General features: G+C 54.1%; 27 protein-coding genes. 14 read left to right on the top strand and 13 right to left on the bottom strand.

The window, feature by feature from the left end:
• Window positions 1–259 precede the first annotated feature (259 nt).
• Window positions 260–1,282, top strand: coding sequence for a tetratricopeptide repeat protein (locus tag FEAC_RS15030; RefSeq protein WP_152623009.1), 1,023 nt, complete (start codon window positions 260–262; stop codon window positions 1,280–1,282).
• Window positions 1,283–1,435: 153 nt separating this feature from the next.
• Here the strand turns inward: FEAC_RS15030 and FEAC_RS01045 are convergent, their stop codons facing one another.
• The gene (locus FEAC_RS01045) at window positions 1,436–2,182 is read right to left on the bottom strand and encodes a hypothetical protein (RefSeq protein WP_035392296.1); all 747 of its coding nucleotides are present in this window, start codon (window positions 2,180–2,182) and stop codon (window positions 1,436–1,438) included.
• 174 nt (window positions 2,183–2,356) lie between these two features.
• On the opposite strand from FEAC_RS01045, the gene FEAC_RS01050 reads away from it, so the two are divergent.
• Entirely contained in the window at window positions 2,357–3,115 is a 759-nt protein-coding gene (locus FEAC_RS01050) for an HAD-IIA family hydrolase (RefSeq protein ID WP_052565110.1), read from the top strand.
• A gap of 2 nt (window positions 3,116–3,117) precedes the next feature.
• Window positions 3,118–4,128: an NADP-dependent oxidoreductase gene (locus FEAC_RS01055; RefSeq protein ID WP_035392293.1), complete on the top strand. Its 1,011-nt coding sequence runs from the start codon at window positions 3,118–3,120 to the stop codon at window positions 4,126–4,128.
• A gap of 236 nt (window positions 4,129–4,364) precedes the next feature.
• Here the strand turns inward: FEAC_RS01055 and FEAC_RS01060 are convergent, their stop codons facing one another.
• The 11 genes from FEAC_RS01060 to FEAC_RS01105 all read right to left on the bottom strand — a co-directional run bounded on the left by FEAC_RS01060 (window position 4,365) and on the right by FEAC_RS01105 (window position 17,456).
• Window positions 4,365–4,655 carry a hypothetical protein gene (locus FEAC_RS01060; protein WP_052565112.1) on the bottom strand — a complete coding sequence of 97 codons (291 nt, stop codon included), beginning with the start codon at window positions 4,653–4,655 and terminating at the stop codon, window positions 4,365–4,367.
• Window positions 4,656–5,258: 603 nt separating this feature from the next.
• Entirely contained in the window at window positions 5,259–6,884 is a 1,626-nt protein-coding gene (locus tag FEAC_RS01065) for a hypothetical protein (RefSeq protein WP_035388280.1), read from the bottom strand.
• Between the two features lie 13 nt (window positions 6,885–6,897).
• Window positions 6,898–7,521 carry a PulJ/GspJ family protein gene (locus tag FEAC_RS01070; RefSeq protein ID WP_035388281.1) on the bottom strand — a complete coding sequence of 208 codons (624 nt, stop codon included), beginning with the start codon at window positions 7,519–7,521 and terminating at the stop codon, window positions 6,898–6,900.
• The gene (locus FEAC_RS01075; RefSeq protein ID WP_035388283.1) at window positions 7,499–8,746 is read right to left on the bottom strand and encodes a carboxypeptidase-like regulatory domain-containing protein; all 1,248 of its coding nucleotides are present in this window, start codon (window positions 8,744–8,746) and stop codon (window positions 7,499–7,501) included. Before FEAC_RS01075 ends, FEAC_RS01070 begins: the two co-directional genes overlap by 23 nt.
• A gap of 136 nt (window positions 8,747–8,882) precedes the next feature.
• The gene (locus tag FEAC_RS01080; RefSeq protein WP_035388285.1) at window positions 8,883–9,953 is read right to left on the bottom strand and encodes a ferritin-like domain-containing protein; all 1,071 of its coding nucleotides are present in this window, start codon (window positions 9,951–9,953) and stop codon (window positions 8,883–8,885) included.
• A 496-nt stretch (window positions 9,954–10,449) separates the two neighbouring features.
• Window positions 10,450–10,743, bottom strand: coding sequence for a zinc ribbon domain-containing protein (locus FEAC_RS16225; protein WP_419195359.1), 294 nt, complete (start codon window positions 10,741–10,743; stop codon window positions 10,450–10,452).
• A 443-nt stretch (window positions 10,744–11,186) separates the two neighbouring features.
• Window positions 11,187–11,894, bottom strand: coding sequence for a class F sortase (locus FEAC_RS01085; protein ID WP_052565114.1), 708 nt, complete (start codon window positions 11,892–11,894; stop codon window positions 11,187–11,189).
• Window positions 11,881–12,939 (bottom strand): ice-binding family protein, encoded by a 1,059-nt coding sequence (locus FEAC_RS01090; protein ID WP_052565116.1) that lies wholly within the window; start codon window positions 12,937–12,939, stop codon window positions 11,881–11,883. Before FEAC_RS01090 ends, FEAC_RS01085 begins: the two co-directional genes overlap by 14 nt.
• Window positions 12,940–13,224: 285 nt before the next feature.
• Complete coding sequence (locus FEAC_RS01095; protein WP_052565118.1) at window positions 13,225–14,238, bottom strand: LOG family protein; 1,014 nt, start codon at window positions 14,236–14,238, stop codon at window positions 13,225–13,227.
• Window positions 14,235–16,541: a 5-amino-6-(D-ribitylamino)uracil--L-tyrosine 4-hydroxyphenyl transferase CofH gene (gene cofH / locus FEAC_RS01100; protein WP_052565120.1), complete on the bottom strand. Its 2,307-nt coding sequence runs from the start codon at window positions 16,539–16,541 to the stop codon at window positions 14,235–14,237. The genes FEAC_RS01095 and cofH overlap by 4 nt, the downstream gene beginning before the upstream one ends.
• A 180-nt stretch (window positions 16,542–16,721) precedes the next feature.
• Window positions 16,722–17,456, bottom strand: coding sequence for a 6-phosphogluconolactonase (locus FEAC_RS01105; RefSeq protein ID WP_052565122.1), 735 nt, complete (start codon window positions 17,454–17,456; stop codon window positions 16,722–16,724).
• 144 nt (window positions 17,457–17,600) lie between these two features.
• Between FEAC_RS01105 and FEAC_RS01110 the strand changes: the two genes are divergently transcribed.
• From FEAC_RS01110 to FEAC_RS01125, 4 genes are read left to right on the top strand one after another with little or no spacing between them, the layout of a single operon-like run.
• Window positions 17,601–17,897: a phage holin family protein gene (locus tag FEAC_RS01110; protein WP_160290301.1), complete on the top strand. Its 297-nt coding sequence runs from the start codon at window positions 17,601–17,603 to the stop codon at window positions 17,895–17,897.
• Window positions 17,898–17,899: 2 nt separating this feature from the next.
• Window positions 17,900–18,103 (top strand): hypothetical protein, encoded by a 204-nt coding sequence (locus FEAC_RS01115; protein ID WP_035388288.1) that lies wholly within the window; start codon window positions 17,900–17,902, stop codon window positions 18,101–18,103.
• A gap of 10 nt (window positions 18,104–18,113) precedes the next feature.
• On the top strand, window positions 18,114–18,362 hold the full coding sequence (locus FEAC_RS01120) for a hypothetical protein (protein WP_035388289.1): 249 nt from the start codon (window positions 18,114–18,116) through the stop codon (window positions 18,360–18,362).
• Window positions 18,359–19,168, top strand: coding sequence for a tRNA (adenine-N1)-methyltransferase (locus FEAC_RS01125; RefSeq protein WP_052565124.1), 810 nt, complete (start codon window positions 18,359–18,361; stop codon window positions 19,166–19,168). Before FEAC_RS01120 ends, FEAC_RS01125 begins: the two co-directional genes overlap by 4 nt.
• Window positions 19,169–19,494: 326 nt before the next feature.
• On the opposite strand, the gene FEAC_RS01130 is transcribed toward FEAC_RS01125, so the two are convergent.
• On the bottom strand, window positions 19,495–19,731 hold the full coding sequence (locus FEAC_RS01130; RefSeq protein WP_035388290.1) for a ferredoxin: 237 nt from the start codon (window positions 19,729–19,731) through the stop codon (window positions 19,495–19,497).
• 156 nt (window positions 19,732–19,887) lie between these two features.
• Between FEAC_RS01130 and arc the strand changes: the two genes are divergently transcribed.
• The 7 genes from arc to lepB are packed head-to-tail and all read left to right on the top strand — an operon-like array spanning window position 19,888 to window position 26,888.
• Window positions 19,888–21,636 (top strand): proteasome ATPase, encoded by a 1,749-nt coding sequence (gene arc / locus FEAC_RS01135; RefSeq protein WP_035388291.1) that lies wholly within the window; start codon window positions 19,888–19,890, stop codon window positions 21,634–21,636.
• Between the two features lie 50 nt (window positions 21,637–21,686).
• On the top strand, window positions 21,687–23,180 hold the full coding sequence (dop, locus tag FEAC_RS01140) for a depupylase/deamidase Dop (protein ID WP_035388292.1): 1,494 nt from the start codon (window positions 21,687–21,689) through the stop codon (window positions 23,178–23,180).
• Window positions 23,181–23,211: 31 nt separating this feature from the next.
• Window positions 23,212–23,406, top strand: coding sequence for a ubiquitin-like protein Pup (locus FEAC_RS16060; protein ID WP_035388294.1), 195 nt, complete (start codon window positions 23,212–23,214; stop codon window positions 23,404–23,406).
• Window positions 23,407–23,441: 35 nt separating this feature from the next.
• Window positions 23,442–24,251, top strand: coding sequence for a proteasome subunit beta (gene prcB / locus FEAC_RS01150; protein ID WP_035388295.1), 810 nt, complete (start codon window positions 23,442–23,444; stop codon window positions 24,249–24,251).
• On the top strand, window positions 24,248–24,934 hold the full coding sequence (prcA, locus tag FEAC_RS01155) for a proteasome subunit alpha (RefSeq protein WP_035388297.1): 687 nt from the start codon (window positions 24,248–24,250) through the stop codon (window positions 24,932–24,934). Before prcB ends, prcA begins: the two co-directional genes overlap by 4 nt.
• Before the next feature lie 14 nt (window positions 24,935–24,948).
• The gene (gene pafA, locus FEAC_RS01160; RefSeq protein ID WP_035388432.1) at window positions 24,949–26,304 is read left to right on the top strand and encodes a Pup--protein ligase; all 1,356 of its coding nucleotides are present in this window, start codon (window positions 24,949–24,951) and stop codon (window positions 26,302–26,304) included.
• Complete coding sequence (gene lepB / locus FEAC_RS01165; protein ID WP_035388299.1) at window positions 26,301–26,888, top strand: signal peptidase I; 588 nt, start codon at window positions 26,301–26,303, stop codon at window positions 26,886–26,888. The genes pafA and lepB overlap by 4 nt, the downstream gene beginning before the upstream one ends.
• Window positions 26,889–26,902 lie beyond the last annotated feature (14 nt).

A 26,902-nucleotide genomic window follows, 5' to 3' on the forward strand; every position in this document is an offset into this window, starting at 1 on the left:
TTAGTTTTGCTCGTTACAGTCTAACTGGATCTGGCCTGGGTCTATTGCCGTCATTTGATCTCTGTGCCACCCGAGCTTCGTGAGCGTAGATTAAGCCGTGGGTGTTGAGTTCCGGCCCGATGCCCGAAATAGGTAATGCGTTACCGGTGATTGGCAACGGCGTTGAGTGGCCCATCGGCATCATGGTTGAGAACCGGTTAGGATGGTTTGGCACAAAAGTTTACCTGTAACCTTCCCTTCACCATCGGAGTATCACAACATGTCAGCTAGATCAGACGGCCCTGAACAATTCGGCGACTCGGGTTCGTCAGATCGACCCCGTCGACCAGAGGGTGACCGTCCAAGCTATGGTCGCCCAAGAGATTCAGATCGCGATCGTGGTGGCTACCGTTCTGGTCCTCGCCCAGATCGAGACCGATCCGATCGTCCAGATCGACCCCGTCGACCAGAGGGTGACCGTCCAAGCTATGGTCGCCCAAGAGATTCAGAACAGGGCATCGATAGTCTGATAGACGCTGTCAATTCTGATCCCCTCGGGACCACCGAGGCCGAACCGGAGACAAGGGACCTGCCCTCGTTGCGGTTCCAGGCATCGCGGTGGTTGCAGCGGGAGTCGGTCGATGCTCCGTCGCGCGTTCGAATCCGTGAGGATCACGTGGGCGACTCCAAGGTTCGACCTCAGCGACCATCAATGCGTGGCAAAAGTCGATCAGCGATGCGTCAGTTGCTCGCTCGGGCAGCTGAGGCCTATGAGCGCGATCGTTTCGAGGAGACGTTACGTATAACTAGACGCATCGATGCGATGGATCCTGATGAACCCGAGGTCCTAGAGTTAATGGGTCTTAGTCTGTATCGTCTAGCACGTTATGATGCGGCCCTAAGAGTCCTCCGCAAGATGCACAAGGCGACTGAGAGCTTCGATCAAGTGCCAGTACTAATGGATTGTGCGAGGGCGCTTGGCCGCATCAACGAGTTAGATCGGTGGTGGCTGCGTCTTCGCGAAGCTTCGCCAGCGAAGGAGGTCATCGTGGAGGGTCGGATCGTATACGCCGGTGCTCTGGCTGACCAGGGGAAGCTCGCTGAGGCTATAACTTTGATGGAGCAGGGTCTAGGGAAAGAACGTCGTGGAACTGCGCTAACTAGCATCCGTCAACGGTATCTGCTGGCACAACTCTTTGAACGTGCAGGGGACGCCTCGGGGGCTCGTGAGATCTATCTGCAACTGTTCAAGGAAGACAAGAGTCTGTACGACGTTGCGGAGCGTCTTGCTGCGCTGAGCTGATGAACTTGCGAAGAAGTCCGAGCTGAGTCTTAGTATTTCTGACTGTGTGCTACCAAGGCACCGATTCCTGGCGAGCGGATGTCGGTGCTGCTAATAGTCGGGTTGTACTCCGCCAATGGGTGAGCCGTTGAAGAGTCCAGCTGGAGGTTTGACCTACGGCGTGAGGTCATGATGGTCCGCAACTCCGTTAAGAACTGAAGTGGCTGGGTGTAGTGCGAGGGTTGCAGGAATGTGTAACGTAGGGTCGTTGGTCTCAGCTATTTGGCGCAGTAGTGGCAGATGTGGATTCCAAGTTATGCTCGTCGGTTGCTCCTGAGGCGATGGAGATCGGCGTTGGTCACCGCGGATGACTGTTGTGCTTTGCGTTTGTGCAGCAATTTCCTCGTTCCCGAGGGTGTAGCTGACGGATGAGTCGTCGAGGACATTTGAGCTATCCGCGATCGCGGTGAGCCATTGCCAAGCTCTGGCGGTGTCTTCATGGTTTGCCAGGTTGGTGGCCCCCGCTCGAATGCAGGTTAAGGCAGCTTCGAACGATGTGATGAAGACGGGAACGATGACAGGAGTAGTTTGAGCATTCCTCTCCATAATTGTGACTGCAGGTTGATTTGTGAGCATATCTGACACCACTGCCTCCAAGGCTGGTCCCTCATATCGTTCAAGGCGATGAACGACGCCGCTGGAGTCAGCTAGGTTGCCAAGATAACCCCCCTGGCTAGTTAACATGGCATCGAGATCTGGTGTGTCGACAGCGATCCAAAGTGGCGCACGTAACTCAGAGCATAAAAGTCCAACAACTAAACCCACCAGGCGCAGCCGTTCAACTGAACGCGCTGCCGCTAGCGTATAGCGATAATAAGCTGGTGACTCTTCGGTGATCATGGCCCCTGACTGAAATGACATGGTGGTGTCATCGAAGCCTTCCGTCCCAGACGCTTCAGGGTTGACGTGTATGAGGCTGGTTGGTTGAACAGTTGGTATTCTCGTTGGCGTCAACAGGGTAGCCGGGTAGCCTGGGTCATGGGAGTTTGGGTTTTGCATCTGAGACTTTAGGTTATGCGTAGGACGGAGTGAAGTATGCAGTGGCTGATCGATCTTGACGGAGTGGTGTGGAAAATGGACACCCCAATAGAAGGTTCCGTCGATGCTATTGCGCGACTGCGTAGCCTCGGACACGAGCTTCACTTTGTCACGAATAACTCATCGTTGTCGCGTGATCAGTACCTCGAGAAGTTGGCGCGTCTCGGAATCAAGGCGATACGTGAAGAGATCATCACCTCGGCGATGGCGGCGGCCACGCTCGTTCGGAGTGGGGATAGGGTGCTTGCCATAGGGGAGCGCGGTTTGTTAGAGGAGCTAGAAGCGGTAGGGGCAGAGCTGGTTGTGCCGAATTCTCTTGAGGATGCTGAAGGGGTTGACTGTGTTGTGCTTGGTTGGTACCGTCAGTTCAGCTACTCGGACATGTCAAATGCATGTGTAGCCATACGTTCAGGGGCCCGGTTTATCGCTACCAATGCAGACCCCACGTATCCTCTTGAACGCCTGGTAGTTCCCGGCACTGGGGCATTGGTCGCGTCTGTGGCGACCGCGACGGGTGCACAGCCGATCGTAGCCGGGAAACCAGAGGATCCTATGGTCAAGCTGTTGAAGCCTCTACTGACTGCAGACACCATAATGGTGGGAGATCGATTGAGCACAGACGGACGATTTGCTGCTCGTCTTGGAGTGGACTTTGGGCTGGTAAGTTCCGGCATTCGCGAGGAACATGATCCCGGAATCCCGGTTAGTTTGCACGCTGCCAGCTTGGCGGCGGTAGTTGAGATGAGGATAGGCTAGAGATGTCACAGGTTTTCGTGTTGGCCAAACGACCGGTCGGAGTGCCAGAACTCGAGGATTTCGATCTCGTTAGCCTGCAAGAGGATTCGCTGGGCGATGGCGAGCTCCGCATTGAGCCCGTGACTTTCTCCGTCGACCCCTATCTACGCGGTCGTATGTCGGATGCTCGTTCCTACGTCGCCCCTTTCGAGGTTGGGGCTCCGATCGCCTCGGCTGGTATTGGAAAAATTATGGAATCTAGGGCTGAGGGTTTTGCAGTGGGAGACTTTGTCCGTGGAGAGTTTCCATGGGCCAGCTCTTTTGTGTTGGGTACCGCTGGTTTGTGGAAGCTCCCGACTGATCTTGAGGTGGATCCTTCGGCCTATCTCGGTGTCCTTGGGATGACCGGATTGACCGCCTATGTCGGGCTTGTCGTACTTGGTAAGGTGACCGCTGAGGACGAGGTGCTTGTGACCGGGGCTGCAGGGGCGGTTGGTTCAGTAGTTGGGCAGCTTGCTAGGATTTTTGGCGCTCGTGTTGTCGGTTCCGCAGGTGGATCAGCCAAGGTCGAACAGCTCGCCAAACTCGGTTTCACTGCAGGTATCGATTATCGGTCAAGCGATTTTGCCCAAGCCCTAGATGTCAGCTTCCCGGATGGTATTAGCTTGTTTTTTGACAATGTTGGTGGCAAGCAATTTGAGGCTGGACTGCACCGCATGAAGGACTTCGGGCGCATTCTCTCCTGCGGAGCTATCTCTCAATACAACGATACCGAACTTCCGCCTGGTCCTCGAGGGTTGGAAGGACTGGTTGTACGTCGACGTCTACGCATACAGGGATTCATAGTTTCTGACCACCAGTCACACTACCGTGAATACCTCTCCAAGGCGACTCAATGGATTCGCGATGGTCAACTTCAGTCTCTGGAGACAATCGCTGACGGGTTCACCGAACTTCCCACCGCTTTCGTCTCGTTATTTAGTGGCGGAAATATTGGCAAGATGCTCGTTAACGCAACTAGCAGTGCGCCGTAGGTGGCTTCGCGCGGATTTGGTCGCTGCACCTGGAAGCACAACAACTATCCCCTAGGTCTCAGTATCGGTGTGTGCGCAGTAACAAACCCAAGGAGTGTGGGTAGGCTGCGATCGCGAAGAGCTTCTCTCCGCCGCGATGCTCAAAGTGCATGACCACTTCATTGATCTTCTTCCATTCTCGGTAGCGAGCACAGAACCGTGAATAGCTGAGCCCATTTGGATTGCGCTCCTTGTACTTAGAACCAGAGCAGTTGTAGGGTCAGGTGATTATGAGCCTGTATCTCGGTGGCCACCTCCTGCCAGTTGGGAATAACGGGCGTACTCTTTGGTGTCTCAACCGCGGCGAACAACAACTGCTCCAGGGCTTGTACGTCCATTCCCGCTGGAAGTGGCCAGCCAATCTCGTGCTCTGCTGCCTTCTCAAGATATCTCGTCACGGTCGTCCTAGACATCCCCGTCTCCCAGCTGATTACCCTGACACTCTTGCCCTGCGCACTGAGACGCAGTACCTCTTCGATCTTTCTCATTGGTATCCTCCTATTGGGCATGTGGCACCTTTGGGTGGTTGGTTTTCAGTCACCACATAAGGATGCCACAGCCTCTTTGCATCCATTGTTCCTGAGTCCTTCTCGCACCCTCTAGGGGGTGGCACATTTCAGCGAGAACGGGTGGCAGATTTTGGTGAGAATCCCCACACCCGAAAGCAAAAGCTATAATCCAGTCACACGAAATCTATGGGTACGCTTAGTGGCCGCCGCGATGGAGGAGCGGTCCAAGACGTCTTGGCGGGTGCTTAGCACAACTCCTAAACCGGTTATCAGAAGTAGGGAAGCCTTCTACTTCTGATCCTGGCACTTATCAGAAGATGACAAGTCACACTCTTCCATCAAAATGTTTGGTAGACACGATAGTTCGCAAACGTGTCAAAATGCCAACACTTGTCAATGGCCATCTCAACCTGCACAGGGGTGGACACCTAAGTTGCACGGGGATTATGGGACTTCCACATAGGTTCGGTCATTCACATGAATGTCAATGGAGCCTTAGAACTGAAGTCTTGGTTTATACCGACTCCGTGGTTACTTCGCAGCACATGCATGACATTCTGGTGAGGTTTCTCTAGGCTAAGACTATGGGAGAGTTGGTAAGTTAGCTGGATTGTTTACAGCTACCGAACTCAACACGTTCCAGGAACTCGCCACCGGAGTGAGGAAGTAGGGTGGGGAGAGGTAGGCCAGTCGGGGATCGTAAGTGTAGTTTGTTGCATAGCCATTGGTGATCGAGGTCCCCTGAAAAGTCCCTTCGATATCGGCGTAGTTCCCAGCGAGAGCTCCATAGAGATAAATCGTTCCCTCGAAGGGTAGTTTCCAGAAGTTTTGGACCGCAAATGAGTGTTGGAGAGTCAGGATTGCCCCCATAATCACTGGATCGTTCGAGGGATGTGAGAAGCAGGTGTCAGGGGTGGTGTTGGTGCTCGAGAACTTGCTACTTACCTGGACGAAGTTGTTGGCGATTAACCCCAGGAGGTCGGAGGTTCCGTTCGCGCCACAACCGGTGTACTCTAGATTGCCGGTGATGGTAATGTTGTTCTCCGAGGCGGCGGTGAGCTGGCCACTCAACGTCCCTTGAATGTCGAGATTCCCCTCTTGACAGGGTGAGGCTTGCTGATCGATATTGAGTGTTCCTGAGGCACACGTATTACTGTTGGCCTGGGCCAGACTGGCGACATACATAACCCCATTCGCCGGGAGCGGAAGGTCAGATCCAACACAGGTGGTGTTCTTGGTCTGTGGGGATATGACTGTCATCGTCGTGCCATGAAGAGTAACTTGCGTTGGTCCATAGTAGAGACAGCCGCCAGCGGACGCCATTTGTTCGAGATGTTGGTCTGATTGAGGCAGAGACAACGGAGTGTGATACTGCACATTGCCGCCTACTTTAAAGACTGGATTATCGACGTTGGATCCATTAAGATATGCGTTAGTGGGATCGATCCAATAGGGGTGAGCGGCGATGCCGCTTTTCAGGGTGGAGGCGGAATAGACCGGGCCGTTAAAAACCGGACTACCAGCGAGATAGTACATGTCGTTCGAGAACACCGGGCCATTGAACGTTTGGCCAGTGACGTAGTAGTTAAGTAGCGACTTACATGTGGGAAGGATCGGCCCATTTGGTGGTTGACCACTAGTACCATTCGATTGCGAGAACAGGTAGTTGCAATCGGCCTCAGCCTTGTTGTTGGGAAGTTGAGCGGCATGGACGGCAAAGACTGGATCAACGACCATCTTATTATCAAATATCAGGTAGTTGAGGAAGCTTTGAGAGCGAAAAGATGCTTTCAAGGTGACGTATTGAGTGTTCGCACCACTCGTTGCGACACCAGTAACAAGTAGGCTCACCACCCCGCTGTAGGCAGTTTGGGCGTTGTTGACTGAGTAATGGAAGTATTCGGTTGTCGATCCAGAGACTGACTCCCAGCTGGTGAGTGCGGCGTTGGCCACTGGTGGCAGATTATTGGCGTCGTACTGCCAGTAGTTGCCGAGTTGATTTATTGAGTACTGATCTAAGAGGTTCTCGTAGTTGGCCACTCCGGCCTCTGCGGCTGCGAGTGCTGTCTGGTTCTCCTGGCGCTGCTTGGTCTGAGGTAGCTGACCAACCGAGGCAGCGACCAGTCCAGCTGGGATTATCGTGATTAACATTACAGCGATGATGACAAGAACCAATGCATCTCCGCGTTCACCTTTCGTTCTCTTCATTAAAGTGTTCCTCCTACGTGGTTGGTGCTGGCTGAGTTGATCCCGGGAGAGCTACAAGTGACTGGGTGGTAGTCATGCCTTGATCAATCACATTCTCGGTGATGTCCACACCGACGAGTTCGATCTCTGCCAATGTGGTTGGGTCGGTGGTACCAGCGGTAGGTACCGCTACGGCTGCTTGGGAGAGCTGGCTTGGGTTGGACGGGGTTTGATAGTACGAAAATAGATGTGGCGATGCAGTAGTTAGACCTAGGTCTGTTATTGGCGCCGTCTTGCCGTTGATTAGGAATTCCTCGTCGATGTGACATGGACATGTGGTGGTGGTCAACCAGATCTTCTCGATGCCGAGTTGTCCGGCACTGTCTATCGCATTGAAACTGACCGAGGATGGTGAGGCTGTCAACAGCGCCCCTCGTCCTGTAGTGACCGCCTCACTGAGGTATCTTGTCAACTCAGTGGATCCGAGATCGGCAGACGCGGTGGCCGCTTGTGAGCTGAGCGTTACCTGCTGGACAATTTCGAAAGAGGTGATGACTTTATAGGTGATTAGGCTCAAGAGCCCAGTCAGTGCCATGGCAATGACGAGCTCAACGATGCTGAAGCCATCCTCTGCTCTAAGGGAGTGCGATCGGGACATCGATCGATCCTCCTCCAGGTGTCGAGAGGGCTCCGGTCGAGGGGTACACAAGACTGCTTGAACCGGATGTAACTGACATGGTGATTGCTCCGATGGGCGCCAAGAATGTCGCCTGTCCGGTGCTGTCGGTGGTTGCTACTTGCGTAAGAGAGTTGGAACAGCCGGCAAGAGGTGCCCCAGAGGTGGATGTTTGGATGATGCTGATTGCGGCGTTCGCGACTGCTTTCCCGGACTTGGTCACGGTTACGGTGATCGGCTGCCCCAGTAGATCGAGGGAGGTGTCTCCACCGGGAAGGGCGACGATAGCTGAGTCCAGACTGGTCCCAGGAAACGAGGTGTATAGGTAGCATTGCCCAAGCCAGGCTTGATAGCCCGATGAGGCCGGGAATATGTTGGTAATAGGGTTTGTGCCCCCAGGCGCATAGACGGTTTCTCCGCTGGGCAGCGATGTGGATCCTAGCGAGACTCCAAACTGCCAGGGTATTGAGATACTTGGAGTAACTAAGGTGATGGTAGCTGCCTGGGCATAGGTAAAATCGGCTTGCGTATTAGCGGATGCGTTGATAGTGATGGTCTGTGATGGAGAGGGATCTCCGAACGGACTGGTCCAGTCCTGCCCACTTGGTGCTCCAAGGGTCACGGTGTAGGTGCCCGGTGTTAGGAACGGAAAGTAGGCACAACCCTGGGAGTCGGTCTGTATCGTCGTGGCCGTGTCGCTGGCCGCGTTCTGGGCTGTCAGGCTCACGGAAAGGCCGCTGTCTGCTCCTGCTGCTTGGTTTTGTGCCACCACGAGCAACGATCCTGTTGTCGTTGAACTATAACCAGCTGGAGCGTGGTAGCCAGTCGTGCTTCGCACTGGGGGGAATGGCGCCATGTTGCTCCAGGTGACGGTTACTGATGCCGAGAGAATGGGCTCCAATATCTGACTACTGCTCATGTTGGCATTACAGCCATCAGGATTGGAGGTTCCTTGTGTCCAGTACAAATTGTCGGTGATGGTGTAGGTGACTGCTGCGATCACATCGGTGTGGCTGGAGGTGCCGAGCATGTTGGTTAGGTTGCTAAACGATTGAGCGGCTTCTGTGTTTAGGATCTGTATCTCCGACTGAGCTAGGTTGGAGGCGGTGACTTGTTGACGTGAGGCAACCGACAGCTGGGTGGATCGTTCGATGAGATACGTAGACGGGCCAACGACTGCAGCCAAAATAGTGAACGCGACGACCACACTAATGATTGAGAGCCCTTGCTGGTCTCGATGGAACAATGCGACACGGTCGAACACATCAGCAGTATCGGCAGATCAGGCGGTAAAACTGAACGCCTAGAGTGGTATTAAATCGTATTCGGCACTTTGGGTAACGCTAATCTGCACCGGCCTGGATCGTGTCGTTGACTTGTGCTTTGCGCAGGCCGTCAATCCCTTCGGCGATTGCGTCATCCTCGGCCTCGATGGCATCGAGGTCGGTATCTGCAAAGCCCATGACTCCCATCGATGCAAAGGTGTCGCGCATCTTGGGGCTCCACAAGCCAATATCGCGGATGGTTGGGACAATACGCTGAAAAAGCAGGCCACGGAAGAGTTGTTGGCTTTCTGAGTTGTTAAGGTGCTCAGTACAGGCTTGGACATCAAAACCGAAACGCTCCCACACGTCTTGAGCTAGGAAGCGGTCGCGCATAACCAAGCACGCCTCTGCACAGAACTCTTCTCGTTCGGCCCGCTCGTGCTCGGTCAGCTGTGGGTAGTAGTCGCGCAGGGCAACTCTCCCAAAGGCGACGTGACGAGCTTCGTCTTGCATTACATAGGCGGTGAGGTTACGGACTAGCTCGATCGAGGTGTTGTTTCGGACTAAGCCGAAGGCTGCCAGGGCAAGTCCCTCGATGAGGACTTGCATGCCAAGAAAGGTGATATCCCAGCGAGTATCTGAGAGAACGTCATTAAGCAGACTCTTCAGACTGGCGTTGATTGGGTAGGCGATGGCGAGTGTGTCTAGATAGGTTGAATAAACTTCCACGTGTCGCGCCTCATCCATCACCTGGGTTGCGGCATAAAACTTTGCATCGATCTCGGGCACTGTCTGGACAATTTTGCTGGCGCATATCAAGGCGCCTTGTTCACCGTGTAGAAACTGAGAAAACTGCCAGGCCAAAAGATGAAGCCGAACCTGTTCACGCTCATCTTCAGACAGTTTTGACCACAGCTGACTTCCAGCGAGTCCGATAGCACTGTCAACTTCAGGCGAAGAGGCGTAGGCGGGCAGCGACCAATCAATGCGTATCTGTGCATCCCACTGGCGGCGCTTACCTTGAGAGTAAAGACGCAAAAGACGTTCGCGTTCGGTGTCGTAGCTCCAGGTGAACACGGCTGAACCGCTCTTGTCGGCTGTGTCCCACTGCGTTTTGTCGATTGGCAAGGCGTAGTGTTCTTCAAACATTGGGTCACCTACCTTGGGTTGCTCTTCCCCACGCTATCACCTCTCGAGAAGGTTCATCGCTCAGCCGGTGGTGGAACTTAGTTGGTTAACTGCGTTTTACGTGGGATAAGTCTAGAGAATCGATCGCATTCCGCAGAAGAAAATAGCGCAGAAGAAAACACGGGGAAGTCTGGTTGGAGGGGCTTGCCCTCCTGTGCTTGGTTCAGTACCAGGCTTGTGTTGGCAGTCGGCGAGCGTGCTGGCTTTGGTGTCAGGTATGTCGGGCAACGTTCTGTTGATGCCGGTTGGTGGTAGCGAGGGTTTGGCGAAGCTTGGCCACCCCGTGCAATCCTAGTTCGCGACGATATTCAGATGATATTGAATGCTGCTGCTGTTCAAAGAGTTCTAGTTGCGTCTTTGTCATATTTACAGTGTGAGACGAGGCTCTGACACTGTAACAATCGATCCGTCGTATTTCGGTGGCATCCTCCCTCGCAGCCGGGACTTCCTAAGCTGCTCATGCAGCTTTAGGCGTGGTGGCGCGCTTCATTGGGTCGGGCTGCTGTGTCTTGTTAGACCTAGCGTGCGATGTCGCTTTGCGCATCGTGACCGCAAGTCCTGCGGCAACGATGTTGTTGGCCGCATTCACGTCTGCGTTATCCGTATAGACAGAAGAAGAGAGCTTGATTCTCAGCGGCCGTCCACAACCACACACACTACAACGTAGGTTTGTGTATGCGGGATTGATAGTGATGACTTCTACTGCTGTTGTAGCGCTGGTGGCCGTGTCGGTGAGCCGTTGACTGAATATGCCCTAGCCCTGTTCTAGAACCGACCTGTTGAGTCCAGACTTTGCTTGAACGTTCTTGCCAGGCTTGTTCTTGGTCCTTTGACAGATTTGGTCAGGTTCTTGATCTTGAGAGCCTCTAGTGCAATTAGGTCGTAACCACGCACCAGATTGATTGTCATCTTTTCGATTCAGTCCTTACGTCGGTCTGACTGATTGTGACATTGTACCGGTTGGAGCCTTTGACTTGTCTGGCGAGTTTGCATTGAAGTCGCCTTTGGTTGCCGCTCTCCTTTGGTGACGAACTCCAACGGCGTGCCTATCTGCATCTATGGCTGTTTCAACCGCAAGTTGGCTACGCTTTGCTCCCTGAAGTCTATGAATTCAGTTGATGATTGATGCTGCGAATGCCGCCTGCAATACGAGTTCATCTTCATCCAGCAATCGCTGGAGCTCCCCCCTGGATCTCACACCCCAACCGGGACTGCCTCAACGATGACGTTATCGGCATAGGAGCCTCCCACTCCCGGGATCTCCTTGAAGGGACCACCACAGGTGACGAGTGCGAGGCGTGGGGGACCTTGGTTGCTAAAGAGTGACGTGTGCACCTCGGTGTTTGGAGAGAGTACCGGTTTGGTGCTGATCTGCCAGCTAGTGATCTTTCCCTTCCAGTCCAGGTTTACTCTGTCGCCGGGGACCAGTTGACCAATGGCGCCAAGAGCTCCCTCCCCTTGTCCTACCCAGTTGACGTGACCTGCTAGCAGGGTGACCCCTGGGAGCCCAGGAGTTGGAGTCTGGCTATCCCAGCCGACGTTATGGACATCGGGTGGGATGGTGAGTGCTCCATTGGCCGGCCACTCGGCCAGGATAACTGCAGAGACACCCAGCGCCGGAATCGAGATCGTTGCTACTTCGTTGGGCAGCGTTGGTCTCCAGGTTGCGTGGGTAGTAGTAGCAGCGGTAGCTGGGGTCGTATGGTTGGCGAGATGAAGGGCGCGTTTGTGATCTTGCCGGGTGAGACGTGCAATCCTGGCAGCTGGGGAGTTGTGAACTCCCATGTAGCTCAAGACTCCGCCAGTGATGATCGCAAGGCCAGCAACAAGAGCGAGGAGGCCACGCCCACTAAGGGCGCTGCCTCCTCTACGCTCGTAGTGGCGGTGCTTAAGCAACCTCATTGGAGCTTGCCGCTTGTCGCCTCTTGCGCTCTACGAATAGATAACCAAGACCTGCGAGACCAACTCCGCCTATTGCCAAACCAATAGGTAGCGCATCGGTGTGAGAAGCCGGAGGCGAGAGAGGACCGGTTGAGATGGTAATCGGGCTTGGTGGCGTGGTAGTGGTCGTCGGTGGCGTTGTAGTGGTCGTCGGTGGCGTTGTAGTGGTCGTCGGTGGCGTTGTAGTGGTCTTCGGCGGCGTTGTAGTGGTCTTCGGCGGCGTAGTAGTGGTCGTTGCTGGTGGCGTTGTCGTCGTCGATGTAGTACATACCGGATTTGTAATCGTGTTCGAGTCGAGTGTCACGGCTCCATTGCGAGCTAACAGTCGGCCGTCAATTGTAGCGCTTGTGTTGGCAGCAATTGATGTCAGCGCCAGAATAGTTCCCTGAAAAACTGAGGAGGTTCCGAGTGTTGCAGAGCTGGTAACCTGCCAGAAAATATTGCAAGGGTTCGCAGAATTCGTTAGGACTATCTTGCTGGAACTACTAGTGATCAAGGTAGAAGGCAGTTGAAATACAAAAATTGCATTTGGGTTTCCTTGACCATTCAGAGTGAGAGTTCCGGTGAGGTTGGAGGTCGCGGCGGGAACGGCATAGATCCCTGGTGAGAGTGTTAATCCAGCAAGGTCCGCCACCTCTGTGGTGGCTGGTGTCATGCCGGCAGCTACGAGATAGGCGTTGGTCGTGGCCGTCTCAGCGGTCACGGCTGCTGAGTTGTTGATATTCGTAGTACCAGCGACAGTGCCAGGAGGAAACCCAGTTACTGAGGTGCCAGGTGAGAGGCCGAGATCACCAGCCAGCGTCGTGGCACCGGTGTTGGTGACCGTAGTGGCTGCGAGGACGGAGTACGCACCAGCGGTCCCTAACTGCACTCCGCTAGTTGAACTGGCGAGTTCGAACTGTGGCGGAGATCGCAAGGAACTCCCCAACACCACAAGGGTTACACCCAGCGGGATGAGTGGCCAAAGATTTCGTTTTCTAGCTGACGGAACATATTTTGTCTTCATAGTAGGAACTGTAGCCTTATTCCATCAACCTACAGCGGTATTTCTCGATTGACCCTGTTCTAAAACCAAGTTTCTGTAGCTGCTGTATTCATGATTGGGCCTCATAGCTCATGTTTAGGAGGGTTGCATGTTTTTGTGGGTGATGCCAAGCAGTTGGGATAGGGATGCTTGTAGCCGTCATAGACACACCTGCGCCGGGTGAGGTTGTAGCTTTTGGGTGTGAAGGTTATCTCGGAATTTCGATCGCCGATGAATCTTTGACAAACTTTCGCTTCAGGATTGCTCTTAAATCTCGTTGAGCCTATCAATCATGGATCGTAGCCGTCCGAGGGAGTGTTGGTCGAAGTCCAAAGACAGTCGCTTCAGGTTCAAGTGATCCTGTTCCCGCACCTCCCACGCCGTTGGTGGAATGACCGAGATGGCTCCGGATCGCAAGATGTCAGCGAAATCTCGATTTAGGGCGTCAAGCAGTGTCGGACTTGGAAGCCGCTGGAGCCTCAGGATCAGTTGTTTTCCGACAATACGTGCCGAGTCGTAATTGCGATAGAAGTCGGTGACTTCTCTGACTGCCTCTTCGACACTTGAGCACCGACGGTAGAGGTTTAGGTCGGCGGCTGTGACTAGACCTTGTGGCAGTAGGACGTCTGTCATGAATTTGAGCAGCAGCTCGAAGTAGTCATCACCTTTGGGTTCGAGTAGAACAAGTGGAGCCAGTTGTGCCTTCCCGGTTTGCAAAAGTGTTAGCAGCTCGAAGGTCTCATCAAGGGTGCCAAGACCACCAGGCATGGAGACAAATGCTGATGACTCCTTGATCATGAGCACCTTGCGGGTGAAGAAGTACTTCATCTCGATCAGATGGCCGGATTCATCGAGTCCATGGGCTGCGGCCTGCTCGTGTGGGAGTCGAATGTTGACGCCAAAGGCATGCAGTGGCCCAGCGCCAGAGGTGGCGGCATCCATGAGGCCAGGTCCTCCTCCGGTTATCACTAGCCAATTTTGCTCCGCAAAGGCGGCACCTAAGTGGTGGGCGAGAAGGTAACGAGGGTCGTCTGCCTGGATTCTTGCGGACCCAAAAATAGTCACTTTGCGCTGACTGCGGTAGGGGGCGAACGTAGTGAAGGCCTCGCGAAGCTCTCTGATTGCTGAGGTGATCATCTTCAGGTCGAGTCGGTCCATGTCGGCGGACAGGGTCGCCTCAAGCTCATTCACCAACACGAGTTTGAGGTCACGATTGGGATTCTTAAGTCCAACCGATCGTTGTTGGGGATTGTCGAGATCGTTGGCTGAGGGTTCGGTCACTGGGCAACCCGCTGGACATGCCGAGTATCTGGATACTGATACTCGTCGGTGACCACGGGTTCATAGAAGGTGGTGCGCTGCTGCAGAGTTCGACCAGCCTTGCCTGCAACTTCTCCAAACTGTTCCGGTGTGAGGAAGGTGCCATGGGTCGCTCCGGCGGCATGAGAGATACTCTCCTCCATCAAAGTTCCACCAAGATCGTTCGCGCCGCATCCGAGTAGGAATGCTGCACCCTCCACGCCGAGCTTCACCCAGCTGACTTGGATATTGTCAATTACGCCGTGGTAGGCGATGCGTCCGAGTGCATGCACTAGCACGGCCTCACGGAGTGTTGGTCCACGCCGTGCCTTGCCCAAGCGAAAGACTGGCGTTGCCATGTGGACAAACGGAAGTGGGACGAACTCGGTGAAGCCGTGTGTCTGACGTCCAAGCTTGCGAGTCACGTCAAGGTGTTCTATCACGTCTCCGATATCTTCAACACTCCCGAACATGATGGTGACGTTGGAGCGTAATCCGACTTCGTGTGCGGTTGCGTGCACCTCTAGCCACTCGGCCGTCGATAGCTTGTCCGGACAAAGTATTGCACGAACCGGATCAGAGAGAATCTCGGCAGCTGTTCCCGGTAGGCTTTTGAGGCCTGCATCGCTTAACTCTCGTAGGTAATCCTTCAGCTCCAGGTTGAGGCGTCTAGCGCCAGTCAGCACCTCCAAGGCTGAAAATCCGTGAAGATGGATGGCAGGGAAGTGGGTGTGGATCGCCTTGGCAACGTTTAGATAGTACTCACCGTCGAATGTTGGGTGGATGCCTCCTTGGAGGCATACCTCTGTTGCTCCACGCTCCTGAGCGTCACCGACCTTAGCCAGTATCTCATCCATACTTAGGAGGTATGGGGTTCCGCGTAGGTTCAGTGAGAGCGGGCCCTTGGAAAAGGCGCAGAATCGACACTTGAAGGTGCAAATATTGGTGTAGTTGATGTTACGGTTTGCTACGTAAGTGACAACTTCGCCAACCGTCTTTTTCCGCAACTCATCTGCTAATTCGATCACTCCCATTATGTCGAATCCTTTAGCGGAGCCGGCCATGGTCAAGAGTTCAACAGGTGCTTCGCGGCCAGCATCCAGTTCATCCTGGAGCTCATGCAACCAGCCGGGCGTGTCAGTCGCATGGCTTGCTGTAGGAAAGACGGGTGTCGGAAGGATAGAGGGTTCGCCTGAGAACCACAGATGCTCTCGGGCAAACCCTAGCTGATCGCGGTGGTAGTTTATGGCTGGAACCAGCGCTGGGTCTACCCATCGATCAGATTCATGGATGTAGTTGGGGTAGATCGGGAGTCTAGGCACAAGTGCAAAACCATGATCTTGGATTGTCTTGCTGAGTTGTTCGATGTTTGGCCATGGTTTCTCTGGGTTGACATGGTCTGGCGTGACTCGCGATATGCCTCCAAGATCATTGATTCCAGCGGCCAAGAGCTCGGTCGGAGCCTCTGAGAGGTTAGGTGGCGCCTGCAGACTCACCGACTCTGGTAGAACAAGGCGAGCCATTGCGATAGCTCGTAGGAACTCCTCTCGCGATGGTGGCGGAACATTAGCCATCTGTGTCGTTGGCTTTGGGGTAAAATTCTGTATAATCACCTCCTGGATGTTGCCGTAGTCTTCAGCTATCTCGCGGATTGCGTGCAACCCGAGCAATCGATCTTCCTCGGTGTCGCCGATCCCAATGAGTAGCCCAGTCGTCATCGCTATACCTAACTCTCCAGCGTCGCGGAGAGTCTGTATTCGTAGCTGAGGCTTCTTATCAGGTGCGAGACGATGGCAGGGGAGGGCATCGTTGATAGATTCCAGCATGATCCCCATGGAGACTGCAACTGAACGTAGTTTCGCTAGATCTTCAGTCGATAGCGTTCCTGCATTGATGTGCGGAAGCATGTGTTCTTGAAGCGCCAACTTGGCCGCCGTATGGAGATAGTCGACCGTTGAGGCAAAACCTAGCTCGTCGAGCTCCGCCCTTGCTCGGGTGTAGCGATCCTCCGGTCGTTCTCCGAGAGTGAATAGAGCTTCGATTGCCCCCTGATCGTGGGCTGAACGCGCCAGATCGATAACCTCCGCTGCGGTCATATACGCCCGCTGGAGGCGTGCCGGAGCTTTTGCAAAGGTACAGTAGCCGCAGCTATCACGACACAACATAGTGAATGGGAAGAATGCCTTTGGTGAATAGGTCACCAAGGTGCCGAAGGTGGCGTCCCGGAGTTTGCTTGACTCGCTCAATAGTTTTTGCGTTGACCAACGTGTCAGGTTTATCTGCATGACAATACCTTAGTTCTTACTGAACCGAGGGGTAGATGGCGGTCAGTCCTATGTGTCTATCAGGTACTCAGCGCTTGAGTTGCGTTGTCACCCACTGGCGTTCGTGGCCCGATCATCTTTTCACGCTTAGCCAATCCGCAGACCTGGTGATTCCGTCTCCACTGCCAGCTCGCAGCGGTATTAGCTGGTGAGCCCCTGTGCGGCGTCTCTGTCAACAAGGAAAAGCGTGTTCGTTGGATCGAGCGAGTGAATAGGCAATCCGTCGCCATGGATAGCGCGCTCAACAACCGCCGCCTTGTCTGGTCCGGTCGCAACGACAATTCTGAACTGGAAGCGGTTAAGTGCAGGAAACGTCAGAGTGATGCGTTCGAGTGGGTTGGCATTGGAGGGATCTCTGTTGTAGGTCACCAATGAGCTACGATTGGAGAGGGCTAAGGAGTCAGGGAAGAGCGAAGCGGTGTGTCCATCTGTTCCCAGGCCCAGATGCACTACTGACCAGGGTTGATACTCTGCCAACAAGAACTCATAGCGTTTCGCATAGCCGTTAGCCAAAGCTGTTCGAGCCTCTAGTACTCCAGAGTCGGGTGTCTCGCAATCGGCGAGTAGTTGTTTTTCGGTAGGAGTGTGGCAGGTGATCATCGGAAGCTGCAGATAGTCGAGCGCATCAAGCCCAGTAGATATATGCATCCAGTTGGAACGGTCGTCGTCGGAGGGAACTAGACGTTCATCTACCTGTCCAATTGCGAACGGTTGCCCGGAATACTCAGCGAGTGAGCTTCGTAACGGTGCGAGAAGTTCGAGTATGGTATGACCCCCAGAGAGAAGGAGGAGTCCTCCATCTGAAAGGTGTTCTATGACGTGCGTTCCGAATCGATCAGGGACGTCGTCGGCTATTTCATACTGAAACTGTGCCACATCACTCCTTTCTACCCACCAACTGGAGGCTAGCCTTCCTGTCCTAGGACCTGTACGGGGAGCGCGAATGAAGTTAGCCACTGGCTACGCTGCTATCCTAATTTAGGCTAGTGCGGTTTGATCTTCGATGGGGAGGCTTTTGACGTGAGTCAACGGGATGGTGTGAAGTCTGCAGTCTCAACGTCGTTGCAATATGTGAAGCAAGAGACGATCGATCCGGCCAAGCGGCTTGGTGGCCTGCTTGCATGGGGTTTGATCGCCTCCATCCTCACCGCTTTTGGATTCGTACTTGTTGCGCTGGGGTTACTTCGATTGTTGCAAGATGAGACTGGTTCGGCCTTTCAAGGGCATCTTAACTGGCTCCCATACCTGATTACCCTGGTGGTCGTGGTGGTGGTACTTGCAGTCACGCTTAAGCGAATTGGAAAGCGAGGAAGGTGAAGATGGCGGACAAGATCAGCCTCAGTGACGTAGAGGACTCCATCCGTGGCATCCAGAGGTCGGCTAATGGGTCACTCAACGCTTTGCGACCAGCTTTTCCAGGTTTCGTTGGCGTAGCAGCTGGCTTATTGGTTTTTATTGCATTCGTTGCTGGATATCGCAGGGGCCGCAACAAAACTTCGGTTATCGAGATCACGCGGCTGTAAGGAGAGGAATGTGGTGAGACGAAGAGTTGTCCTTTCGTCGCTCCGACCGTCTGCGTTGGTGGCTCGATTTCTTCGTAAGGTTTTTGCTGACTCCAACAATCGGTGGGTATTGGCTGCTGCCTTCGCTGCCTATGTCTTTTTGAGCCTTACTAAAGGAAGACTGAGTCGACGCTTTCTCTCACCTCATGGGAAGACCAAGGTGAACCTCAGTGATGGAGCTAGCTACATGATCTCTTTGAAGTCTCGTTCGAAGGCGTGACGACTGTAGAGCGAGTTTTTCGCGAGGGTACGTTTGCACTAGTCGTCGATCCACGCGGTCGTCGATCTCTTCTTCTGCTCGAGGCTGGTGCGAGCGTTAGTACTCATCGGGGTCTGCTCGAGCACGACAGCATTATTGGCGTACCTCCAGGTTCGACAGTGCCGACACGATCCGGATCCGAATTCGTCGTGTATGCGCCGTCATTTTCGGACATCATCCTGGAGATGCCACGAGGTGCGCAGATCATCTATCCTAAGGACATTGCGGCTATGCTTGGGGAGCTCTCGTTGGAGCCAGGGATGCGCGTTCTTGAGGCTGGCTTTGGGTCAGGTGCGCTTACCATGGGGATGTTGCGCTGTGGGGTCGTGGTGGTGACAGTGGAGAAGCGAGAGGATTTTGCGAATCGCGGACGCAAAAATGTAGAGAGCTATCTTCCAGCCAGTCTCAGCGAAAATCTAACCGTGGTGAACGGCGACGTTACCGAGGTTGAACTCGAAGGAAGCTTTGACAGAATCGTACTCGATCTGTTGGATCCCTGGCTCGTTGTCGGGCTCGTGCGCCACTTGCTGGTAGCCGACGGCAGGGTGGTGGTCTATGTTACAAATATAAATCAGGTACAAGAGACGGTACGTGCCATGCGGAGCAACTCGCTCATCATCGACTCGGTCAAGGAGATTCTTGAGCGATGCTGGGTCGTCAACGGTGATGTCGTTAGACCCGAACAGAAGATGATCGGCCACACCGGCTTTATCATCAGTGCAAGGACGACGCAACCAACACTCTCCAGGGGGCATTCATCTGACTGAGAGTAGTGGGTTGCAAGAGCTGGTTCAAGGTCTCGATGACATCTCCGAGGCATTCGGTTCTGCATGTATCCATACTGGCCTCAGGTGTTATCTTGCCAGGAGGCACCTCTCCTGAAGCACTCAGCTCTAGGTAGGCGCCCTCTCAACAGGCCTGCTGCAGGCAGCGCCGTTGAAATCAGCCTAACTAGGGCGGCTCATCGGAGGAGACCTAGCGCAAAACCCGGGTCTCGTGATAGCCGCCCGAGGAGAGGAGATCTCACTGAGCTGGTCACGCTCATACTGTCAAGTGGGCGAGCTTAAGCGCTGAACCGTAGAGGAAGCTGCGGCTAGTCGTTCTCCACGAAAATGCACTCTCCTGGGCACTCTTCGCTTGCCTCAGTGACTGCGTCCTCTAGATCTTCAGGTACCGGCGCCATTTGAGTAGCTCCACCAGGGTTATTGAAAACCTCTTGGCCTTCTTTCACATAGGCCAACCCGTCATCGAGCAGGGTGAAGACCGGCGGACAGATCTCTTCGCATAAGCCATCGCCGGTGCAAAGATCCTGGTCAATCCAGACTTTCATCGAGGTCCTTTCCATTTAGGTTACTGTTTCGGAGCAAGCTGCGCCGCGCTATGTTCTGTAATATTTTGCTATGAAGAACAGCATCAAGTGTAGTCGCCTGAGAGTGGTTCTAATTTCGCCACCACTCGGGTAGCGTGAAGAAAGGAAGGAGGCGTGATGGTCGATCGCAGAGATCCTAACGAGGAACAGTTGACAGCGCAAGAGCGACAGACGGTAGATGCGCTTCAACTTGAGATTCAAGAACTTAGGCGTCGGATGAGTGACGCGCCTTCGCGCGAGCGCGCATTGGAGGAGAAGCTCCTAGAGGTATCAGGTGCGCTCTCGCAGCTTCAGGCAAAGAACGAGAAGTTGACGTTCACGCTGCAGCAGGCTAGAGAGCACATTGCAAACCTACGCGAGGAGGTCGAGAAATTAACACAACCTCCGGCGGCCTATGGAGTCTTTATCGGCACTAATGACGATGGGACGGTAGATATTTTCTCGTCTGGGCGCAAGATGAAGGTGGCGGTTCACCCCGACATCTCTCCTGTAGATCTTCGGCATGGGCAAGAGGTTACGCTCAATGAGTCCTTCGCGGTCATTGGGGTGCGCGAACATGACCGAAGCGGCGAAGTAGCGATGGTCAAGGACGTTTTGGACGACGGGGAACGTGTGATAGTCGTCGGACGTGGAGACGACGAACGCGTTGCTCTCTTGAGCGGGGTATTGCGAGAGAGCCGGATTCGTGTGGGTGACAGCGTTATGGTTGATCCACGCTCGTCGATGGTGCTTGAGCTGCTCCCTAAGCCAGAAGTCGAGGAGCTCGCCCTTGAAGAGGTCCCAGACATCAGTTACTCTGATATCGGTGGACTTGACCGTCAGATCGAGGAGATCCAAGACGCAGTAGAGTTGCCATTTTTATATCGGGATTTATTTTCTAACTATCGCTTGCCGGCTCCAAAGGGTATCTTGCTTTACGGCCCTCCGGGTTGTGGTAAGACCTTGATTGCAAAGGCGGTGGCGAACTCGTTAGCAAAGAAGATCGAACAGACCTCCGGTCGAAGTGTGAAAAGTTACTTCCTGAATGTCAAGGGCCCTGAGCTCCTCAACAAGTATGTCGGTGAGACCGAGCGCCAAATCAGGTTGATTTTCCAACGTGCGAGAGAGAAGGCGGAGGAGGGGATGCCGGTTATCGTCTTCTTTGATGAGATGGACTCTCTTTTCCGGACGCGAGGGAGCGGTATTAGTTCGGATATGGAGTCAACGGTCGTGCCTCAGTTGCTTGCGGAGATCGATGGGGTGGAGACGCTTCGCAACGTTATCGTTATTGGTGCGTCTAACCGCGAGGATTTGATCGACCCCGCTATTCTCAGGCCAGGCAGGTTGGATGTGAAAATCAAGATCCAGCGTCCAGACATGAAGGCGGCGAGTCAGATCTTCTCGCGTTACCTTACCCATGACCTGCCGATAGACAAGAACGAGGTTGACCGTCTCGGAAACGGTGACGCTGAGTTAGCTGTCAAGCGGATGATCGAGACGACTGTCGAGACCATGTATGCAGCAGTAGATGCGAATCGCTTCCTTGAGGTCACCTATCAGAATGGAGAGAAGGAGATACTCTACTTCAAGGATTTCTCATCTGGGGCGATGATCGAGAATATCGTGCGACGCGCCAAGAAGCTGGCTATCAAGCGGGAGATCGCAGGGGACCCCCCTGGTATCAACCAAGAGGACCTATTGGTGTCTATCGCCAAAGAGTTCAAAGAACATGAGGATCTGCCGAACACGACCAACCCGGATGATTGGGCAAAGATCTCTGGCAAGAAGGGGGAACGAATTGTGTTTATGCGAATCCTCTTGTCGCAAGAGGAGGGTTCAGAAGGAGGGCGCGCGATTGAGCGAGTAGCCACCGGACAGTACCTGTAGAGCTTTGGTTCTGTAACCGTCGGATATAGGGTCGAGTCGAAGGAGGAGCGATGCCAATACCAAAAGTGCTCGGCATAGAGACTGAATACGGAATTGTTGTCGCCGGGGCGCCGGAGGCCAACCCGATCACGACTTCATCTACGTTGATCAATGCCTACGTCTCGTCGCTGGCTGATCGCGTCGAGTGGGACTTTGTCGACGAGTCGCCAGGGGTAGATGCCCGTGGTTTTGCTCTTGAAGGAGGTTCAGGCATCGAGCTTGACACTCATTTGGTGAATGCGGTGTTGACCAATGGAGCTCGACTCTATGTTGATCATGCTCACCCGGAGTATTCGTCACCGGAGTGCATCTCGCCATCGCAAGCCCTCCTCTATGACAAAGCGGGTGAGGAGGTGGTTATCCGCGCTATGGCGAATGCTAAGCGAATGCTCCCATCTGGTCAGGAGATCGTGGCCTACAAGAACAACTCCGACCGCAAGGGTAACTCCTATGGCTGCCATGAGAATTATCTTGTTGACAGGGACGTTCCCTTCCAGAAGATCGTAAGTGAGCTCGTACCTTTTTTTGTTACCAGGCAGATCATCATAGGAGCTGGAAAGGTTGGCTCCGAGTTTCCAGGTAAAGCGGGTTCGAAGGTAGCGTTCCAGCTTTCACAACGCGCGGACTTTTTCGAGGAGGAGGTTGGCCTCGAGACGACGTTGAAGCGTCCTATCATCAACACCCGTGACGAGCCCCACTCCGATGGGCAGCGCTTTCGTCGTCTACACGTTATCTTGGGAGACGCGAACCTGTCGGAGACCTCGACATGGCTAAAGCTCGGCTTAACCGCGATTGTGTTAGCCATGATTGAAGATGGATTCCTTCAGGATTTGAAGATCGAGTTGGCCGATTCGGTTACATCTTTGCGTGAGATCTCTTGGGATCCAACGCTTACAGGGACGGTTCTACTTCGGGATGGTCGCCGTTTGCGAGCCCTTGAGATTCAGCAGGCCTACCTCGAGCACGCTCTCGAACACGCTGAACACTATGGTATGGAGTACCTAGGCAATAGTACGGATGGTCCAGCTCTTCTTCGAGAGTGGGAGCGGGTTCTGGCTGCCCTTGAGCATGATCCTATGACGCTGGCGGATAGCTTAGATTGGGTGGCCAAGTGGCAGGTGGTACAGGGGTACCAGCAACGTCATGGTGCAGACAAACAAGACCCTAGACTAGCGGCGATCGACCTCCAGTATCACGATATGAGGCCGGAGAAGTCATTATTTCGACGGTTGCCAATGCGACGGATACTCGATGATACGGATGTGAAGGCTGCGGTAACCAATCCCCCTCCAGATACACGTGCTTATTTTCGCGGCACCTGCTTAGCAAGATTTCCTGGGTCAATTGCGGCGGCGAACTGGGACTCAATTATTTTTGACCTTGGGACCGACCCATTGCGACGAGTTCCGATGATGGACCCGTTGCGGGGCACAGAGGGTCATGTTGGCGAACTTCTGCGTCGCGTGAAGAGTGCAGCAGAGTTAGTCGAGGCATTAGGTTCGTAACTAGGATAAAGTGCAAAGATGAGGTGGATGTATGGCTGAACGTGAACAAGTGCGAAAATCGTCACCGAGCCGTGAAGAGGTCACGGAAGAGGAGGTTGCGCCCTCGGCCGAGCGCTCTGATCAGCTGAAGGCTGAACTTGACGACATTCTTGACGAGATTGATGAGGTTCTTGAGGATAACGCTGAGGAGTTTGTTCGTAACTACGTACAAAAGGGTGGACAGTAGACGCTTGAGGCGCGAGATTAGAGAGGCGGTTGGCGTTGGCCTTGCCATTGTTTGATGTAGTGAGGGATCCAGGTCCCGATTTTGTCGGGCTGCTGGGGCTCCTCGATGAGCGTGGTGCTCGAGATGGACAGGGCCAGGGCGCTGCCAGCCCCGTGGGCGGTGTTCCGCATGGGACCACCATCGCCGCTGCACGCTTTCGCGACGGTGTGGTCATAGCTGGCGATCGCCGGGCAACAGAGGGAAATATCATCGCAAACCGTACGATAGAGAAGGTCTTTCCTGCCGATCGCTTCTCGGCTGTTGCTATTGCGGGAGCGGCAGGACCTGCGATTGAGATGGTCCGCCTGTTCCAGGTGCAACTTGAGCACTATGAGAAGGTCGAGGGTTCGGTGCTTTCGCTCGAAGGAAAGGCGAACCAGCTCGCACAGATGATTCGTGGAAATCTCGGGATGGCGATGCAAGGACTTGCCGTGGTCCCACTCTTTGCAGGATGGGATCTTCATCGTAGCCAAGGGCGGATCTTCACTTATGATATCGCGGGTGGTAAGTACGAAGAGGAGGCGTTTGCTGCGACCGGCTCGGGAGGGCGCGACGCTCGAGCGACTCTTCGCCTGGGATTTCGTCCGGGGATGAGCCGTGACGACATCGTGCGTCTGGTGACCAAGGCACTTTTTGAAGCAGCTCAAGAGGACTCGGCCACTGGTGGCCCCGATCTCCTGCGTGGAATTTTTCCAGTGATTGGTGTGATCGACGAATCAGGTTATCAGCGAGTGGCTGACGAGGAGCTTATAGCGCTCGCTCGAGAGCTAGAGACGGAGCTTACGACGAGGAGGCACCCAGAATGAGCATGCCGTTCTACGTTGCTCCAGAGCAGATGATGAAGGATCGTGCTGATTACGCACGCAAGGGGATTGCCCGAGGACGCGCGCTGATTGGTGCAGTCTATGAGACTGGGATTTTGTTGTGTGCTGAGAATCCATCACGGTCGCTCCACAAGGTATCTGAGATCTATGACCGGATTGCCTTTGCCGGGGTTGGTAAATACAATGAGTTTGACCAGCTGCGGGTTGCTGGCATACGTCATGCCGACACCAAGGGTTTCGCCTATGCTCGCGATGATGTTGATGCACGGAGTCTTGCTAACCTCTATGCGCAGTATCTCGGCCAGGTTTTTACACACGAGGTAAAACCACTCGAGGTTGAGATCCTGGTCGCCGAGCTGGGTGCCGCCGGCAAGGAGGCACAGTTGTTTCACATCCTCTACGACGGTACTGTCGTCGATGAACAGAAGTTTGCTGTGATTGGTGGTGATTCTGATACGATCTCAGAACGTTTCGAGGGCAGCTACCGTGAGGTTAGAGGTCTACAGGAGACACTTCAAGCTTGCGTCGCCGCCCTTGGGGAGGAGGAGCGCCCTCTTGTCTACCAAGATCTAGAGGTTGCAGTACTTGAGGATCGCGGGGAGCGCCGGACCTTTCGAAGGATCGCTGGTAGTGAGTTGCAAAACCTGTTGGGTGACGTTGATTGAGTAGGGTAGGCGAGCTGGATCGTAGAATCTTCGGAATTGAGAATGAGTACGGAGTTACCTGTACTCTGCGAGGTCAGCGTCGTCTTAGTCCTGATGAAGTGGCACGTTACCTTTTCCGTCGGGTGGTGAGCTGGGGACGATCCTCCAATGTCTTTCTCGAGAACGGTGCGCGATTGTACCTCGATGTAGGCAGTCATCCCGAGTATGCCACCCCAGAGTGCGATTCTCTTGAGGACCTCATAAGTCACGACAAGGCAGGTGAACTGATCCTTGAGTCGTTGGCCTACTCAGCCGAGGTGCGCATGCGTGAGGAGGGTATTCGGGGTTCGGTGTATCTCTTGAAGAACAACACGGACTCGGCCGGTAACTCCTACGGATGCCACGAGAATTTCCTGACGTTGCGTGTCGATGACCTCTCCCGTCTAGTTGAGGTTCTTATACCCTTCCTTGTCACCCGGCAAATTTATGCTGGTGCTGGCAAAGTCCTGCTGACCTCTCGAGGGCCGGTCTACACGCTTTCACAGCGAGCCGAGCATATTTGGGAGGGGGTATCTTCGGCCACAACCCGCTCGCGTCCTATCATCAACACTCGTGATGAGCCTCACGCCGATGCGGAACGCTTCCGACGTCTGCACGTTATTGTCGGTGATTCCAACATGTCACAATGGGCCACCTTTCTAAAAGTGGGTGCGATGTCGCTAGTCTTGCGTCTGCTCGAGCATGACGTCGTTCTACGCGATCTCTCCATGGAGAATCCGATCCGAGCTATCAGGGAGATCTCGCATGATCAGTCGCTGACCAAGAGAGTGCGATTGATCAATGGTAGAGAGATGACGGCGTTGGAGATTCAAGAGAGCTATTACGAGCGAGTCCAACGCTTTTGCGCCAAGCACTCAGTCCCACCTGATGAGGAGCGTGCTCTCTCGATGTGGGGAGAGGCATTGGAGCTCCTACGCAACGATCCTCTCAAGCTTGACGGCCGTGTCGACTGGGTGACGAAGTATCGGTTGATTGAGGAGTATCGGACCCGTCATGAGTTGCCGCTTTCACATCCACAGGTGTCGTTGCTAGACCTGCAGTACCATGATATTAGCCGTCGCCGAAGTGTCTATTACAAGCTTGTTGAGCATGGTAGGACGGTTGAGCTGGTCGACGAAGAGCGTATCAAGCGGTCGGTGGATGTTCCTCCGCAGACGACACGCGCACGATTACGAGGAGAGTTCATCGCAGCCGCCAAGGCGCATCATCGCGATTACACCGTGGATTGGGTGCACTTGAAGTTGAACGATCAGGCACAACGAACTGTGATGTTGAAAGACCCGTTTGCGTCCTATGACGATCGTGTGGAGAGGTTGATCGCGGGACTATGAGCGAACAAGCCGTTGACGGAGCGCCCTCAGAGCCTAAATCCGCGCGGAAGCGCCACGGTTTACGTAATTGGCTGATTGTCGTCGTTGTCGCGTTGATGGCGGCGATCATCGTGCGTGCTTACGTCTTTGAGTCGTTTTTCGTCCCGTCGGGCTCGATGATACCCACCATCGAGATCGGCGATCATATGATCGTTGACAAGCTCAGCTATCACCTGCATCGCGTTGGCTTTGGCAACATCATCGTATTTCATAAGCCAGCCAACGACCCCACTACCGCCAATATCCACTATCTGGTAAAGCGCGTGATTGGGCTACCGGGTCAGACTATCTGGAGCCACAATGGCAAGGTGTACATCAATGGCAAGCCGATTGCAGAGCCGTTCCTGCCAAAGGGAGTGCAGACACATGGCATTCACACGGCCACTGGGGCACCAATCCATATCCCAAAGAATGAGTACTATGTATTGGGCGATAATCGGGGGAACTCGGCTGACTCGCGCGTATTTGGGGCTATACCTGGTTCGCTTATCGTTGGGAGAGTAATTCTGATCTACTGGCCTCTGTCACACTGGCACTACTTCTGAACTAGAGCGACTCT

The organism is Ferrimicrobium acidiphilum DSM 19497, from assembly GCF_000949255.1.
Taxonomy (GTDB): Bacteria; Actinomycetota; Acidimicrobiia; order Acidimicrobiales; family Acidimicrobiaceae; genus Ferrimicrobium; species Ferrimicrobium acidiphilum.

Excerpts from the sequence above, each read along its gene's own strand:
- FEAC_RS15030 (WP_152623009.1), top strand. The coding sequence starts at position 260 with ATGTCAGCTAGATCAGACGGCCCTGAACAATTCGGCGACTCGGGTTCG.
- FEAC_RS01045 (WP_035392296.1), bottom strand. The coding sequence starts at position 2,182 with ATGTCATTTCAGTCAGGGGCCATGATCACCGAAGAGTCACCAGCTTAT.
- FEAC_RS01050 (WP_052565110.1), top strand. The coding sequence starts at position 2,357 with ATGCAGTGGCTGATCGATCTTGACGGAGTGGTGTGGAAAATGGACACC.
- FEAC_RS01055 (WP_035392293.1), top strand. The coding sequence starts at position 3,118 with ATGTCACAGGTTTTCGTGTTGGCCAAACGACCGGTCGGAGTGCCAGAA.
- FEAC_RS01060 (WP_052565112.1), bottom strand. The coding sequence starts at position 4,655 with ATGAGAAAGATCGAAGAGGTACTGCGTCTCAGTGCGCAGGGCAAGAGT.
- FEAC_RS01065 (WP_035388280.1), bottom strand. The coding sequence starts at position 6,884 with ATGAAGAGAACGAAAGGTGAACGCGGAGATGCATTGGTTCTTGTCATC.
- FEAC_RS01070 (WP_035388281.1), bottom strand. The coding sequence starts at position 7,521 with ATGTCCCGATCGCACTCCCTTAGAGCAGAGGATGGCTTCAGCATCGTT.
- FEAC_RS01080 (WP_035388285.1), bottom strand. The coding sequence starts at position 9,953 with ATGTTTGAAGAACACTACGCCTTGCCAATCGACAAAACGCAGTGGGAC.
- FEAC_RS01085 (WP_052565114.1), bottom strand. The coding sequence starts at position 11,894 with ATGAGGTTGCTTAAGCACCGCCACTACGAGCGTAGAGGAGGCAGCGCC.
- FEAC_RS01090 (WP_052565116.1), bottom strand. The coding sequence starts at position 12,939 with ATGAAGACAAAATATGTTCCGTCAGCTAGAAAACGAAATCTTTGGCCA.
- cofH (WP_052565120.1), bottom strand. The coding sequence starts at position 16,541 with ATGCAGATAAACCTGACACGTTGGTCAACGCAAAAACTATTGAGCGAG.
- FEAC_RS01115 (WP_035388288.1), top strand. The coding sequence starts at position 17,900 with ATGGCGGACAAGATCAGCCTCAGTGACGTAGAGGACTCCATCCGTGGC.
- FEAC_RS01130 (WP_035388290.1), bottom strand. The coding sequence starts at position 19,731 with ATGAAAGTCTGGATTGACCAGGATCTTTGCACCGGCGATGGCTTATGC.
- arc (WP_035388291.1), top strand. The coding sequence starts at position 19,888 with ATGGTCGATCGCAGAGATCCTAACGAGGAACAGTTGACAGCGCAAGAG.
- dop (WP_035388292.1), top strand. The coding sequence starts at position 21,687 with ATGCCAATACCAAAAGTGCTCGGCATAGAGACTGAATACGGAATTGTT.
- FEAC_RS16060 (WP_035388294.1), top strand. The coding sequence starts at position 23,212 with ATGGCTGAACGTGAACAAGTGCGAAAATCGTCACCGAGCCGTGAAGAG.
- prcA (WP_035388297.1), top strand. The coding sequence starts at position 24,248 with ATGAGCATGCCGTTCTACGTTGCTCCAGAGCAGATGATGAAGGATCGT.
- lepB (WP_035388299.1), top strand. The coding sequence starts at position 26,301 with ATGAGCGAACAAGCCGTTGACGGAGCGCCCTCAGAGCCTAAATCCGCG.